This window comes from Pseudomonas sp. KH_050, assembly GCF_057838875.1.
In genome coordinates, this window is record NZ_CM174478.1 from 5,638,773 (window position 1) to 5,653,451 (window position 14,679).

Annotated in this window: 15 protein-coding genes; 10 read left to right on the forward strand and 5 right to left on the reverse strand. The window is 59.8% G+C overall.

Translation table 11 applies throughout. The features are described from left to right. Positions 1-159 precede the first annotated feature (159 nt). Positions 160-558, forward strand: coding sequence for a GFA family protein (locus AC3IUA_RS25910; protein WP_489357683.1), 399 nt, complete (start codon positions 160-162; stop codon positions 556-558). 81 nt (positions 559-639) lie between these two features. Here AC3IUA_RS25910 and AC3IUA_RS25915 read toward each other — a convergent pair whose 3' ends face one another. Further along, on the reverse strand, positions 640-1,569 hold the full coding sequence (locus AC3IUA_RS25915) for a LysR family transcriptional regulator (RefSeq protein WP_489357684.1): 930 nt from the start codon (positions 1,567-1,569) through the stop codon (positions 640-642). Between the two features lie 121 nt (positions 1,570-1,690). Between AC3IUA_RS25915 and AC3IUA_RS25920 the strand changes: the two genes are divergently transcribed. The 4 genes from AC3IUA_RS25920 (at position 1,691) to AC3IUA_RS25935 (ending at position 4,972) form a co-directional block, all read left to right on the forward strand. Continuing rightward, on the forward strand, positions 1,691-2,044 hold the full coding sequence (locus AC3IUA_RS25920) for a hypothetical protein (protein WP_489357685.1): 354 nt from the start codon (positions 1,691-1,693) through the stop codon (positions 2,042-2,044). A 50-nt stretch (positions 2,045-2,094) separates the two neighbouring features. Beyond that, on the forward strand, positions 2,095-2,604 hold the full coding sequence (locus AC3IUA_RS25925) for a helix-turn-helix domain-containing protein (RefSeq protein WP_489357686.1): 510 nt from the start codon (positions 2,095-2,097) through the stop codon (positions 2,602-2,604). After that, positions 2,601-3,875, forward strand: a complete 1,275-nt coding sequence (locus AC3IUA_RS25930; protein ID WP_489357687.1) for a type II toxin-antitoxin system HipA family toxin — start codon at positions 2,601-2,603, stop codon at positions 3,873-3,875. Before AC3IUA_RS25925 ends, AC3IUA_RS25930 begins: the two co-directional genes overlap by 4 nt. An 83-nt stretch (positions 3,876-3,958) precedes the next feature. Then, positions 3,959-4,972, forward strand: coding sequence for a sensor domain-containing diguanylate cyclase (locus AC3IUA_RS25935; protein WP_489357688.1), 1,014 nt, complete (start codon positions 3,959-3,961; stop codon positions 4,970-4,972). A 45-nt stretch (positions 4,973-5,017) separates the two neighbouring features. On the opposite strand, the gene msrA is transcribed toward AC3IUA_RS25935, so the two are convergent. From msrA to msrB, 4 genes are all read right to left on the reverse strand, one after another. Further along, the gene (gene msrA / locus AC3IUA_RS25940) at positions 5,018-5,734 is read right to left on the reverse strand and encodes a peptide-methionine (S)-S-oxide reductase MsrA (RefSeq protein ID WP_489357689.1); all 717 of its coding nucleotides are present in this window, start codon (positions 5,732-5,734) and stop codon (positions 5,018-5,020) included. Positions 5,735-5,794: 60 nt separating this feature from the next. Continuing rightward, positions 5,795-6,766 (reverse strand): IS110 family RNA-guided transposase, encoded by a 972-nt coding sequence (locus AC3IUA_RS25945; protein ID WP_489355766.1) that lies wholly within the window; start codon positions 6,764-6,766, stop codon positions 5,795-5,797. 302 nt (positions 6,767-7,068) lie between these two features. After that, complete coding sequence (locus AC3IUA_RS25950) at positions 7,069-8,865, reverse strand: cytochrome c biogenesis protein DipZ (RefSeq protein WP_489357690.1); 1,797 nt, start codon at positions 8,863-8,865, stop codon at positions 7,069-7,071. Positions 8,866-8,909: 44 nt separating this feature from the next. Continuing rightward, a complete protein-coding gene (msrB, locus tag AC3IUA_RS25955; protein ID WP_489357691.1) occupies positions 8,910-9,428 on the reverse strand; it encodes a peptide-methionine (R)-S-oxide reductase MsrB in 519 nt (172 codons plus the stop codon). Positions 9,429-9,581: 153 nt separating this feature from the next. Between msrB and AC3IUA_RS25960 the strand changes: the two genes are divergently transcribed. From AC3IUA_RS25960 to AC3IUA_RS25980, 5 genes are all read left to right on the forward strand, one after another. Then, positions 9,582-10,298, forward strand: coding sequence for a response regulator transcription factor (locus AC3IUA_RS25960; protein WP_489357692.1), 717 nt, complete (start codon positions 9,582-9,584; stop codon positions 10,296-10,298). Further along, positions 10,295-11,821 (forward strand): sensor histidine kinase, encoded by a 1,527-nt coding sequence (locus AC3IUA_RS25965; protein ID WP_489357693.1) that lies wholly within the window; start codon positions 10,295-10,297, stop codon positions 11,819-11,821. Before AC3IUA_RS25960 ends, AC3IUA_RS25965 begins: the two co-directional genes overlap by 4 nt. A 185-nt stretch (positions 11,822-12,006) precedes the next feature. Then, positions 12,007-12,981: an amino acid ABC transporter permease gene (locus tag AC3IUA_RS25970; RefSeq protein WP_489357694.1), complete on the forward strand. Its 975-nt coding sequence runs from the start codon at positions 12,007-12,009 to the stop codon at positions 12,979-12,981. Between the two features lie 5 nt (positions 12,982-12,986). Then, complete coding sequence (locus AC3IUA_RS25975; protein WP_489357695.1) at positions 12,987-13,784, forward strand: amino acid ABC transporter ATP-binding protein; 798 nt, start codon at positions 12,987-12,989, stop codon at positions 13,782-13,784. A gap of 55 nt (positions 13,785-13,839) precedes the next feature. Next, on the forward strand, positions 13,840-14,673 hold the full coding sequence (locus AC3IUA_RS25980) for a transporter substrate-binding domain-containing protein (RefSeq protein ID WP_489357696.1): 834 nt from the start codon (positions 13,840-13,842) through the stop codon (positions 14,671-14,673). Positions 14,674-14,679: the final 6 nt, after the last annotated feature.

A 14,679-nucleotide genomic window follows, 5' to 3' on the forward strand; every position in this document is an offset into this window, starting at 1 on the left:
AGCTGCCGCAGGCTGCGATCTTGGCGATATCACATGCGCCGCAAATCTCCGAACCGCGGTGTCTGAATCGTCGGAACGCCGCCCGGAGCCGGCTCGCTCCCACTGTCCTCGGTAGTAAAATTCCACATGTCCCCCGCTAGAACGACACAAGGTAAAAATATGAATGACTATGCCGGCAGTTGTTTGTGTGGTGCCGTGACCTATCGAATTCGCGCAGAGATAAAAGCGGTCAGCCATTGCCATTGCAGCCAGTGCCGAAAATTCCATGGTGCTGCATTCGCGACCTACGGCACTGTCCCTCGTGCAGCGCTTGAACGCGTGACGGGCACGGAGCTCATTCGCGGTTATCGGTCGTCGCCAACGGTGAGTCGAGAGTTCTGTTCCCAGTGTGGCTCGAGCCTGTTCTGGTCGAGTACGGGCGGGGAGCATCCTGACTGGATTGCCGTGGCGCTGGGGACCCTCGACACGCCCTTTATGCCTGCTCGGCAGAAGCACATTTATGTTGCGTCCAAGGCGTGCTGGGTGAGTATTGAGGATGATTGGCCGCAGACGCCGTAGTGCGATTTCGCAGTCTGGTGACACCTGTGGCGAGCGGGCTTGCCCCCTCGCCACAGGTGATCGTCCGACCATAGATTGCTGTTAACTGACCGACAAGCTCCACCGCGCCCGATATTCCATCAAAAAATCGACAAAAGCCCGTAGCCGCAATGGGGTGTGGCGTCCGCCCGGGTAAAGCAACGTGAAGGGCCGGGAGCGTCCGTGGAATGCTTCAAGGACTTCGACCAGGGAGCCTTCCGCCAGTTCTTTTTCAATGATGAACTTGTAGGTCTGAAACAGGCCAGCGCTGTGTTTGGCCAGGGTGACGCCGCCCAGCACATCGTCCAAACAGCTGTAGCCGCCTTCGGTCATCAGGTCCTGATCTTCGCCCTTGTCCTTGAACAACCAGGCGATGTGCCGGCCGCTGCTGGGCAGCTCGAATTGAATGCACTCATGCTGGTGCAGGTCGTCCAGGGTTTGCGGCGTACCGACACGCTGCAAGTATTCAGGGCTGGCCACGGTGACCAGCTGCGCGTCTTCGAGGTGGCGGGCGATCAAGCCAGAATCGGGCAGGACCCGGACCCTGATCGCCATGTCGTAGCCCTCCTCGATGAAGTCGATGTTGCGATTGCTTATATGTGCCTCGACCTTCACCTCCGGAAACCGCGCCCTGAAGATCGGCAACAGCGGCAGAATGCGGTGATGGCCGTAGGTGGTGGGCACGCTGATGCGCAAGGTTCCGGAGGGGGTTTGCTGTTTGCCCATGACTTCCCGTTGTGCTTCGACCAGCTGGGCCAGGGCCTGGCGACATTGTTCAAAGTACGCTCGGCCGCTTTCCGTCAGTTTGACGCTGCGGGTGGTTCGGGCGAACAGCCGCACGCCCATGCGCGCCTCCATCCGCGACACCGAGCGACTGACCGCCGCCGGGGTGACACCGGCGACCGCGGCTGCGGTGGTGAAGCTGCCGGACTCAGCCGCCAGGCAAAACAACTCGATGCTGCCCAGTTGAATATCTTCGAACTGTCGCTTCATGATTGATTACACCATGGATCAAATGAAGTGCTCGTACCTGTATTTATCAAACAAAAGTAAAGAAATACAGTGAATTCAACCCGAGCAGTTCCTTCCAATAGAGGGCTCTGGGACAGGGCATTTGGGCAACACCCTGGTCAGGGCGCTGATCGCGCGCGGTGACCAGGTCCGAATGTTCTACGGCATCAAGCAGGAATACGACATCAGCAAAGCCGAATCGGAACTGGGCTATCGCCCGCGACCACCCGGAGAAGCCCTCAGCCAGGCGTTCGAATACCTGAAGACGCGGCACAACGCGGTGCCGTATCCGCAGGCGAATAGCCGATTGATTTCGCCTTTGAGCGCGATCAACTGGCCGTCGGCACCTTGCCGTCAGGTCGTAGGATCCCGATCAAAACATGCAATTATTCCTTCACTAATCGCTATAAAACGCCAGAATAACTGCACCATGATTTTTTTCAGATTTTACATTTAGTGCTATTATTTTTGCACTCTATGCTGATAAACACTGGAATACTTGCACTCATGGCCAATAAAACCGCGCCGTTGCTCCCGGCTACAAGCCATTTGCTGGTAGAGCTGGGTGAAAGACTTCGCCTGGCCCGCCTGCGGCGAAAGCTGACGGCCAAGCAAGTGGCAGAGCGGGCCGGCATGTCGCAAATGACTCTGCGGGCACTAGAGCGAGGCGGCTCGGGAGTTACCATGGGGGCCTACCTTTCTGTACTGCAGGTGCTTGGGTTGGAGAAAGACATTTCCCTGATTGCCCAGGCCGACGAAATGGGTCGTCATTTGCAAGATTCCACGCTCTCGGGAAAGCAGCGGCCTGCAGCGCAAAAGTCGACCTCGACTGACAAATCCAGACCAGCGCCACACGTGAGGGAAGAGTCCGCGATACCTATGCCCAGGCAGGCCAATAGCCTGCCCAAGCCGAACGAGCCAGGCGCCCCGGTTCAGGTCGCCTCGAAGCTTTCGGCCTTGATTGTGAAACCCGAAAAGGCCGGTAAAGTGCCTTCCAACACAGGGGACCAGGAATGAGCCCGATAGCCGTTTATGCCGACTGGGACGGTTTGCCAGCGCCTCGCCGCCTGGGTCTTCTTCACGCACGGCGCAGTGGTGCCGGTGAGCTGTTTGAGTTCGAGTATGAGCGCACGGCACTCGCTGATCCGACCCTGGGGATGATCCAGCTGGATCCCAGGATCGGCTTGTTCGAAGGTTCACAATATCCCGCGCAAGGACGCGAGACCTTCGGCGTATTTGCTGACTCGAGTCCTGACCGGTGGGGTCGCATGCTCATGAATCGTCGGTTCGAGCGCGACAAGAGAGCAGGCGTGGAACCGGCGAATAAGCGACTGTTCGAGTCGAATTATCTCTTGGGAGTGCATGATACTTACCGAGTCGGTGCTCTGCGTTTCAAGCTCAATGACGAGGGCCCGTTCCTCGACGATCGGGAAGGTCTGGCGGCTCCCCCGCTGGTCCAGTTGCGCGAGCTGGAGGCCGCTAGCCGGTCCCTTGAGAATGATCAGGACAATACCGCGGCCGAAGGGGGGGACTGGATTCGCCTGTTGATTGCTCCAGGCGGCTCACTGGGAGGTGCCCGACCCAAGGCCAGCGTCGTCGACACCGAGGGGCAACTCTGGATCGCCAAGTTTCCGAGTGTGCGCGATGAGCAAGATGTCGGCGCCTGGGAATATATCGTCGGGTCCCTGGCCGAGGCCTGCGGGCTTCGGGTCGCGCAGATGGACGCAGAACGTTATGCAAGCGCGCATCACTGTTTCCGGGTAAAGCGTTTTGACCGGACCGCCAATGGCCGACGACTGCACTTTGCCTCCGCCATGACGCTCACCGGCCATACCGATGGCGAAGATGCCTCGACCGGCATCAGCTATCTGGATTTGGCTCAGGTGCTTATTACTCAGGGAGCCAACACCAACGCAGACCTGCGTGAGCTTTGGAGCCGCATCCTGTTCAACATGCTGGTTTCCAACACTGACGACCATCTGCGCAATCACGGCTTCATCCTTGAGCCTGGCCGAGGCTGGCATCTCTCCCCTGCCTATGACATGAATCCGGACCGCTACGGGCAAGCGCTCAAGTTGAATGTCAGCGAACACGACAATGCCCTTGACCTTGACCTTGTTCGCTCAGTGGCAGCGATTTTTCGGGTTCCGCTGAATGAGGCGAACCAACTGATCGAGGACTTCCAGGGAGTGGTGCGCCAATGGCCAACGCTGGCCAATGCGCTTGGCGTATCCCGCCGGGAGCAAGATGAAATGAGCGTAGCGTTCAGACTCGCGACTGAAATTTGACGCTAGAGCAGCCAGATTATTTTGAACTATCCTCTCTCGAATTACCTGGCCACCTCGAAACCAGGGCCGCAGGGAGAGCGATGATGGGTGATGTGTCCAGTAGTGAGTCATTGAAGTTCAGTGTTTGCGACCTGAATGAAGACATGCTGCATGCCATTATGGAGTTGGTCAGCGACGGGATCTGGGACTGGAATGCCAACACCGGTTTCGTCTACCGCAATCCCGGTTGGTACGAGATGCTCGGTTATCCCCCGCATACCCTGGAAAACAGCGTGTTCACCTGGGAGAACGTGATCCACCCGGACGATTACCCGCGGGTGATGGCACAGTTTGATGATTATCTGCATCTGCGTACCCCTCGTTATCAGGCTGAATATCGTTGCCGTATGCAGGATGGCAGCTACACCTGGATCGAGGATCGCGGCATTGTGATTGCCCGCAATGCGGATGGGTCGGTGGCACGAATGGTCGGCGCGCACCGCAGCATTCAAGACAAGAGAAGCTTGTTCGAACAACTCGAACTGAAGAATCAGTCTCTTGAGACCGTCGTGGCCGAACGCACTCGCGAGTTGTCCCTGGTCAACCAGCAGTTGCAACTCCAGCTCGATGAGAATCGCCATCTGGCGGAACGGGATGCGCTGACCTCGGTGGCCAATCGGTACCGCCTGGAAAAGGCGCTGCAGCTGGAGTGCGAGCGTGCCCAGCGGTTCCGCCAACCGCTGGCGCTGATCATCATGGACATCGACGACTTCAAACCGATCAACGATCACTACGGCCACGCCCTCGGCGATGCGGCCCTGGTGCGAGTGGTGGAAAGCATCAAAGGCTGCGTGCGCGAAGATGATCTGCTGGCCCGCTGGGGCGGCGATGAATTCATGGTGGTCTTGCCCAACAGCTCCCTCGAAACCGCCAGGGTGATGGCCGAGAAAATTCGCCAGGCGCTGTTGAACGTACCCCCTGTCGGCGACTTCAAGGTGACGATGAGCTTCGGCATCGTGCAGCGTCTGGAGGATGAGCAACGCACGGGGCTGGTGGGCCGGGCCGACCAGGCGCTGTATCGATCCAAGGCAGCGGGCAAGAATATGATTTCCGGGTGAGGGTTAAGACGGTATCTACGCCGACCGTGTTCCACCCCGACCCACCTACATCCGCGCCTTCACCAACACCGGCTTCTCCTGGTAACGCTCTGGATACAGCTGTTTGAGCTGCGCCACCTTCGGCAAATCGTTGATCACGATATAGGGATAGGTCGGGTGCTCGGTCAGGAAATCCTGATGGTAGTCCTCGGCCGGGTAGAAACCGTTGAAGCTTTCGAGCCGGGTGACGATCGGTTTGCTGAACGAATGCGCGGCGTCGAGTTGGGCGATGTATGCCTGGGCGACCCGCTGCTGTTCGGTGTTTGCCGGGAAAATCGCCGAGCGGTATTGAGTGCCGGTGTCCGGGCCCTGGCGATTGAGTTCGGTGGGGTTATGCGCCACCGAGAAGAAAATCTGCAGCAAACTGCCGTAGCTGACCTGGGTCGGATCGAAGGTCACCTCGACGGCTTCGGCGTGGCCAGTGTTGCCGTTGCTCACCTGCTCGTATTGAGCGGTGCTGGCGGTGCCGCCGGCATAACCGGAGACCGCTCGTTTGACACCTTTTACGTGCTGGAATACGCCTTGTACGCCCCAGAAGCAGCCGCCGGCGAACACTACGGTTTCGCTGGCGGATTGACCGGCCGGCATATCCAGAGCCGGTGGGGCGATGGCCACAGCATCCTCTGTGGCGCCGAAGGAAAAGGCCGCGCATTGACCGACGAAGGTGGCGGCAGCCAGGCCTATCAAGATACGGCGCCAGGTGGATTGGGACGGAGTTTTCATGGTGGTGACTCCAAATCTGATAATTGCGCTGCATGGGCCTCGTAGATACCGTCTTAACCCTCACCGGGCAAGCGCAAGTTTCGGGTCAAATGGTTGGCCCGATTTGATCACTCCAAAGATGATGTGCAGCAGCTTGCGCATCGCTGCACAGATGATCTGCTTGGGGGCCTTGCCGTTGGCTTTCAATCGCTCTTTGAGCGCGATAATCGCTTCGTTATGCTGCATCGCCACCAGACCTGGCATGTAGAGCCCGGTGCGGAGTCGCGCTGATCCGATTTTCGAGATAAAGGTGCGGCCCTTAAGCTGGCCAGACTCTTCCAGCTTTGGATTTAAGCCCGCCGCCGCCACCATTTGTCGAGGATTCGAATACTTTCGCAGGTCGCCCAGCTCGGCAAAAAGCATCTGCGCCGATTTGTCGGCAATGCCATCAATGGTCACCACCAAGTCGCGCATTTGGCGCATGTCCGGGTCGTCATCAATGTGTTTCTTCAGCGCCTTTTTGGTTTCGGCAATCTCTTTCTGGATGTGGTTGATGACGGAATTGATCGAAACCTTGACGCTGTCGTCGGACACGTCCAGACGATTACGTTCCATTTGCAGCATTTCCTGAAGGTCATTCAGGCGACGAACCATGGCCTTCACCTGTCGATACTTCAGTGGCTCCGGCGCCCACAGCGTTAGCTTTTCATGCTTTTCCTTGGCGAAATCGGCGATTAGCTTGGCGTCGGTCTTGTCTGTTTTGACCCGTTGCAAATCACTCCTGGCATGGGCTTTGGTCTGCGCAGGATTGACGACACAGACCCGATAGCCCTTGTTGTACAAGAACTCGGCCAGCGCTTCGTGGTAGATGCCGGTGGCTTCCATCACGATTAAGGCTGAAGGCTCGACGTGCTTCTGCAGCCAGGCGTGGAACTCCTCGAACCCCTTGATTGCATTGGGCAATTTTGCTTTGGTTTTATGTTTGCCGTTAGGCAGGTATTTGGCGATGTCAAAGGTGTGTTTAGCGGCGTCGACGCCAACATAATCGGACATGATCGTCTCCCAATTGAATCAATTGTGATCATCACTGCACTCTGTCCAACCTTGCGAATGCGGGCTCTCGCCAGAGACGGGCCCAAGATACCGTTCGAACTATATGAGTGAGTGTGGAGGGTTGGAGCACGATCTACGTCGCAGGCTCTAGGCCTAAGGAGCTGCACGGCTTCCAAATCCCTCCCTCGATGATCAGTCGAGAACTATCGCTCCTGGCGGAGCGATAGTCGAGATACAAGGAGCTGCCGCAGGCTGCGATCTTTCAGGGGCACCCCTATTCCTCGCTAAACACCTGCACTTTTTCACCCAAAGGTAAACGCATACGCCGACACCTGCGGGTCAAGAAACTCGATGCTGAAGGTGCGCTCCGTCACGTCCCCCGGCTGGCGTACCAGCTGGTACAACCGTTGCTCGGTCACTACTCCCGTACCGTCCGGGGCTACGTCGGTGCCGTGGGCAGCGCCCGGAACCTGACCGTCGAGGGTGACTTTGAAGCGCACCGGTTTGCCGTCGGCGCCGGGGCCCAGTACCAGGTGCAGGTCCCGGGCATGAAAGCGGTAGACGATTTTCCCGGCCGGGGCGACCAGGGTGGCCTGCTCGGCGCCGACCGTCCATTGGCCCTCCAGCCCCCACTCGTTGAGGGCAGGTTGGGTCGGCGGGCTGTAAGCCGCGACGCGGTCGGGCGCCAGGCTGGCGGCCGGGACAAAATGTTCCAGCCGTTGGTAGCCCAGATAGGTTTCCGGCGAGCGGACTTCGCTCATGTCCGCGGCCAGCTGCACGCCTTGGGCCTTGGCATCGATCAGACCGCCCGCCACTTGGTCGGCACCGGCCTCGCGCAACAGCTGCTGGATCACCCGCTCCGACTCGGCATAGTTGCCCTCGCCAAAATGGTGATAACGGATCCGGCCCTGGGCATCGATAAAGTAATGCGCCGGCCAGTACTGGTTGCTGAATGCGCGCCAGATTTTGTAGTCGTTGTCGATGGCCACCGGGTAGCTGATGCCCAGGTCCTTCATGGCCTTGGTCACGTTGCCGACATCACGCTCGAAGGCGAATTCCGGGGTGTGCACGCCGATCACCACCAGCCCCTGATCGCGATACTTCTCAGCCCAGGCTTTGACGTACGGCAAGGTGCGCAAACAGTTGATGCAGGAGTAGGTCCAGAAATCCACCAGCACCACTTTGCCCTTCAACGCCTGCGCGCTCAGGGGTGGCGAGTTGAGCCATTGCACGGCACCGTCGAGGGGCGGCAGCTTGCCTTCGATCGGCAGCGTCGCAGCCTCTTGCGCGGCCATTTTCATCGCGCCCCCGGCAGCCATCCTGTTTGAGCCCGCTTGAGGGATTTGCGCCATCATCACCCCACTGTTGAGCGGCGATTTACCGACCAGCCGGCCGACCAGCGCCTGTTCGATACCACCGGTGGAGGCCGTCGACAGCCGCGCCAGAATGCCCGTGTCCAACCCCAGGGAAATCGCCACCACCCCCGCCAGCATCGCCGCACCCAAGCCACGGCGCAGCCATTCACCGGCACCGAGCGAGCGTTTCATCGCCGCAAAGACTTTACCGCCCAGCAGCAATGCCCCGGCGAGCGAAGTCGCGGCTCCCGCGGCGTAGGCGAGTAACAGCAAGGTTGTGCCGATGCTTGCCCCTTGCAGCGCCGCGCCGGTCAACAGCAGCCCGAGAATCGGCCCCGCGCACGGCGCCCAGAGCAGGCCGGTGGCGACGCCAATCAACAATGAGGCGCCGGCTCGTGGCCGGGTATCGGCACCCGCCGCTTCGGACAGCCGACCGCCGGCCGCCACCAGTGGCCGCGTCAGGCGTTCGGCGAGTTGCGGCAGCAACAGCGTCAGCGCGAATAGCGCAACGAACAGCAACGCGAGCCAGCGACCGTACTGATTGACTTGCACCACCCAACCGCCGCCCACCGCCGCCAGTGAGGCGACCAGCGCGAAGGTCAGGGCCATCCCCGCCAGCAGCGGCAAGCCACTGCGCAAAAACGGCTGGCCGGTGCGAGCGAAGACAAAGGGCAATACCGGTAGAATGCACGGGCTGACAATCGTCAGCACGCCGCCCAGATAAGCGAGAACCAGGAGCCACATGGCGTCGACCTGTATGAAGTGGAAGAACCGGCATTGCCATGGGCTTATGCCGAGAGTGGTTTGAAGGTCAGGGCCAGACCATTCATGCAATAACGCAGGCCGGTGGGTTTCGGCCCGTCGTCGAAGACATGGCCCAGATGGCCACCGCAACGCCGACAATGGACTTCTTCGCGCACCACCCCGAATGAGCGGTCCTGACGGGTAGCCACCGCGTTGTCCAGCGGCGCCCAGAAACTCGGCCAGCCGGTGTGGCTGTCAAATTTGGTGCTCGATGAAAACAGCGCCAGGTCGCAGCCGGCGCAGGCGAACACCCCTTCACGGTGTTCATTGTTCAGTGGGCTGGTGTAGGCGCGCTCGGTGCCTTCCTTGCGCAAAATCTCGTACTGCTCGGCGCTGAGCAGCGCCCGCCATTGCGCATCGGTATGAGTGACCTCGAAGGTTTCGCTGGCACTGGCGTTGCCGACCAGGACCGGACTTGCCGTCCACCTGGGCAGCACGCCGATGGCCAGTGCCGCAACGCCCAGGCCGCCGCCCGCTATCAGAAACTGTCGCCGAGAAAACATGGCGCTCTCCAAAAGTCGCAGTGCTTTACGTTGGAGACAGCCTAGGCTTGTGATGGTCGCCAAATCCTCACGCCAAGTTAAACAATTCGTGATAACTCGGTCCCGGGAAAAGCCGCACAATAACCCCATTGCCCAGCGCAGGATTGAGTTCCGATGGATCAGCCCAAACGTGTCCTGGTGGTTGAGGACGATATGCACATTGCCGACCTGATCTCGCTGCATCTGCGCGACGAACAGTTCGAGGTGGTGCACAGCGCCGACGGTAATGAAGGTCTGCGCCTGCTGGAGCAAGGCGGCTGGGACGCGCTGATCCTCGACCTGATGCTGCCGGGTGTCGACGGCCTGGAAATCTGCCGCCGGGCCCGGGCCATGGCACGCTACACACCGATCATCATCACCAGCGCACGCTCAAGCGAACTGCACCGCATTCTCGGCCTGGAACTGGGGGCCGACGACTATCTGGCCAAACCGTTTTCGATGCTCGAGCTGGTGGCGCGGGTCAAGGCGCTGCTGCGACGGGTCGACGCGATGGCGCGCAACCTGAAAATGGACGCCGGCAGCCTGATGGTCGACGGGCTGTTTATCGACCCGCTGACCCGCGACGTCTCACTCGACGGAAGGCGTCTGGACCTCACGCCGCGCGAGTTCGACCTGCTGTATTTCTTCGCCCGCCAGCCAGGCAAAGTGTTCTCGCGCATGGACCTGCTCAACGCCGTGTGGGGGTACAGCCACGAGGGTTATGAGCACACCGTCAACACCCATATCAACCGCCTGCGGGCCAAGATAGAGGCCGATCCGGCGCAACCGGTGCGTATCCTCACGGTGTGGGGCCGTGGCTATAAATTCGCATCAAAGGAGGATCAGTCATGAGACTGACCCTCACCCAGCGTCTGTCGGCGGTGTTCGCCCTGCTGTTGCTGGTGTGCTGCGGCACTTCGGTGTGGATGCAAGTGCGCTCGAACAAAATGCACGAACTGGAAGTGGTGCAAGGGCTGTCCCGTGATCTGGCCCGGCACATTGCCCACGACACCCAACTGATGGACGCCAACGGCTTGAAGCCGGACGCAGTGCGCCAGTTGTTCAGCCAACTGATGCTGGTCAACCCCAGCGTCGAGGTCTATCTGCTCGACGCCAACGGCCGCATCGTCGGCAATGCCGCGCCCGAGGGCCGCTTGCGTCGCGACAAGGTCGATCTGGCGCCAGTGCAGCGGCTGATCAATGGCGACGCCTTGCCGATCCTCGGTGATGACCCGCGCAGTGTCGATGGGCGCAAGGTGTTCAGCGCCGCACCGTTACAGGTCAACGGCCAGCAGGCGGGCTACCTCTATGTGGTGCTGCTCAGCGAGGAACACGACCGCTTTGCCGAACGCGGCGCGACCAGCGCGGCCCTCAATACCGCGCTCTGGTCGATTGGTCTGGTGGCGCTGTTGTGCCTGATCGCCGGCCTTACGGCATTTGCCCTGATCACCCGGCCCTTGCGCCGGTTGACCGAGACCGTCGCGCATTTCGACATCGACGGCGCCCCGCTGATCCCGCCCTCGCCGCCCGCCGCCAGCACCGCGGAAAAAGGCGCCAGCCAGGACGAAATCGCCAGGCTCGACGCAGCGTTCCGACAAATGCAGACCCGCCTGGGTGAACAATGGCGCTCGTTGACCCGCCAGGATCAGGAACGCCGGGAACTGGTGGCAAACATCTCCCACGACCTGCGCACGCCGCTGGCGTCGTTGCATGGCTATCTGGAAACCCTGTCACTCAAGGACGCCACGCTGACCGCGGCCGACCGGCGCCGCTACCTCGGCATCGCCCTCGATCAGAGTCGCAAGGTGAGCGGTCTGGCGCAGGCGCTGCTGGATCTGGTGCGACTGGAACATGGCTTCGTGCAACCGGTGCTGGAGCGGTTTTCCCTGACTGATCTGGTGCAGGACGTGTTCCAGAAATTCGAGCTGACCGCCGAGGCGCGGCAGATCACCTTGAAAGCCACCTTCGCCCCCAGCGGGTCAGTGGTGTGTGCCGATCTCGGCCTGATCGAGCGGGTCCTGACCAACCTGCTGGACAACGCCCTGCGGCATACGCCGCTCGATGGCGAAGTCGAAGTCAGCCTCGTGACCCAGGGATCTTTCGTCGAAGTGACCATCAGCGACAGCGGCCCGGGCATCGCCGCTGAACTGCGCGAAGGCTTGTTCCTGCGTCCGTTCAACATCGGCGGTGCCCGCCGTGATGGAGGGCTGGGTTTGCGCATCGTGCACCGGATCCTGCAATTGCATGGTCGCGAGATCCAGCTGCTCGATGTTCCCGGCCAGGGCGCGACCTTTCGCTTCTCGCTGCCGGTGGATGAGGAACTGGCGGCGCAGCTGGCGATTCGTTCGATGAATCTGAATTCGCCGGGGAAATAGTCGGCGCAAGACTATTGGACGGTGGGGTCCCCAAAAGATCGCACACGCCATACCTCCCCTTGATGCCTCCAGCGACTGACGTAGCGAATTATGGTCGCTTGTAGCCGCCAGATCGGTGGCGTACTACTGGCCCGAGCCCCTCTTACCTGAACGAGATCAACGACACATTCAAACCAGAGGCATCCATGTATCACGACAATATAATTTATAAAAAAAAGTCTAACGATCCTCGATTCCTCCTTGGTGTAGCAGTGGTGCTGTTCCTCGGCGCTTACCTGATGAACCTGGGTAACAGCGCCATCAGCCATTTCGTCCAGCCGCTGTTCGGCAGCGAGCCCGACAGCCTGGCCTACCGCAATATAGCGGTCGGGCTGGCGATTGCCGTGCTGGGCACGCTGAACTTCCATGTGCTCGGCCGCTTGAAGTTCAAGGTGCAGACGACGGTGGTCTGGGTCGAGTTGTTTGTGTTGTTCATGGCGTTCTTCGATACCTTCGACCTCTCCTACTCCTTCATCCTGGATAAAGTCGGTTTCCTGATCATTCAGGGCGCCGCGACCACCCTGTATATTTCCGCCCTGGCCATCATCATTGCCTTTGTCCTGGCGCTGATCGGTGCGGTGGCCAAGCTCTCGAACAACGGTTTGGCAAACGCCCTCGCCTCTTTCTATACCTCGTTCTTTCGTGGCGTTCCGCTGCTGATCCAGATCTATCTGATCTACCTCGGGCTGCCGCAACTGGGCTATGTGGTCGATGCGGTGCCCGCCGGTGTCCTGGCCCTGTCCTTGTGTTATGGCGCCTATATGACGGAAATCTTCCGGGCCGGGATCCAGAGCATTCCGGTCGGCCAATGGGAGGCGTCACGGGCACTGGGCATCAGCCCGTTCAAGACCCTGAGCCGGGTGATCATGCCTCAGGCGCTGAAGGTGATCATTCCACCCACCGGCAATCAGTTCATCGCCATGCTCAAGGACAGCTCGCTGGTGTCTGTGATCGGCGTCTGGGAGTTGATGTACCTCGCCAAGACTCAAGGCCGCGCGGACTTCCGTCACCTGGAAATGCTGATCACCGCGGCGATGATTTACTGGGCCCTGTCGTTCGTGCTCGAAAGGGTTCAGGCCAGGATCGAAAAACGGGTCAACCGATCCACTGTGAGGGGTTGAACCTGATGACAGGCACTATTACCGCCGAGCTGCTTCCCAATGAAACGAACCCGGTCGCCAAGGCCCGGGACTCGATGATCTCCATCACCGGCCTGAACAAGTGGTACGGCAACTTTCATGCGCTGCGCGACGTCGACCTGAACGTCGCCACCGGCGAGATCCTGGTGGTGTGCGGTCCGTCGGGTTCGGGCAAATCGACGATGATTCGCTGCATCAATCACCTGGAGAACTTCCAGAAGGGCCACATCAGCGTCAATGGCATCACCCTCACCAGCGAAGCCGAAAGTGTCAGTGCCGTGCGGCGCGAGATCGGCATGGTGTTCCAGAGCTTCAATCTGTTCCCGCACCTGAGCGTGCTGGATAACCTGACCCTGGCGCCGCAACTGGTGCAGGGAGTTTCCTCCAGCGAGGCCAAACGTCGCGCCCAGGTGTATCTGGAACGGGTACGAATTGCCGAGCACGCCCACAAGTACCCGTCACAACTTTCCGGCGGCCAGCAGCAACGCGTCGCCATTGCCCGGGCGCTGTGCATGAATCCCAAGGTGATGCTGTTCGATGAGCCGACCTCGGCCCTCGATCCGGAGATGGTCCATGAAGTGCTGGAGGTCATGGGCGAACTGGCAAATGACGGCATGACGATGATTTGTGTCACTCACGAAATGGGCTTCGCCAGCAAGGTGGCCGATCGCGTCCTGTTCATGGATCAGGGGCAGGTCATCGAGCAAGCCACGCCGGCAGAGTTCTTCAAAAACCCGCAAACCGAACGCGCCCGAAAATTTCTCTCACAGATCATCGGTCACTGATTTTTCCGTACCTGAACACCCAGCCCCACAACAATAAATAACCACGGAGATGGACATGCTCACGAATAAACGTGCTGTAACGCTCGCGGCCTTGATGTCGGTGCTGTTTGTCGGCGCCGTCAACGCCGGTCCCGTCCTCGATAAAATTCACAAAGATAAAGTGATGACGGTCGCTACGTCCGCCACCTGGCCACCGCAGGGATTCATCAACGACAAGAATGAAATCGACGGTTTCGATATCGACGTCTCGAAGGAAATCGCCAAGCGCCTGGGGGTCGAAGTCAAATTCGTCACGCCCGATTGGGACGTGATCACCGCCGGTAAATGGAACGGTCGTTGGGACATGTCCGTCGGCTCTATGACCGCCACCAATAGCCGCGCGCGGATCCTCGACTTCCCCGCCACCTATTACTACGTGCCGTATGTGTTCGCCGTGCATAACGCCTCGGCCCTGAAAGACCGTGCCGCACTCAACGGCAAGGTCATCGGCGTCGAAGGCGGGACCACTTCCGAGGACTTCCTCAACCAGTCCCTGGCCATCGAAGCGACCGACGTTCCACCGTTCAAGTACGACGTGAAAGCCGGGAAGCTGAAAACCTATTCCGGTTCGCTGGGGCCGCTGGATGACCTGCGCCTGGGCGACGGTGTGCGTCTGGACGCCATCCTCACGCAACAAAGCACCCTGGAAGCGGCAGTCAAAAAGAACTACCCGCTCAAGGCCGTTGACGGCAGCGTGGTGTTCTACGAACCCCTGGCGATTGCCATCGACAAGGGTGACCCGGAGTTGAAAGCCAGGCTGGGCGAAGTCATCGGCGCCATGCACAAGGATGGCACCCTGACCAAGCTGTCCAACAAGTGGTACGGGGTTGATTATTCGACGGTGAGGTAAGCGGGT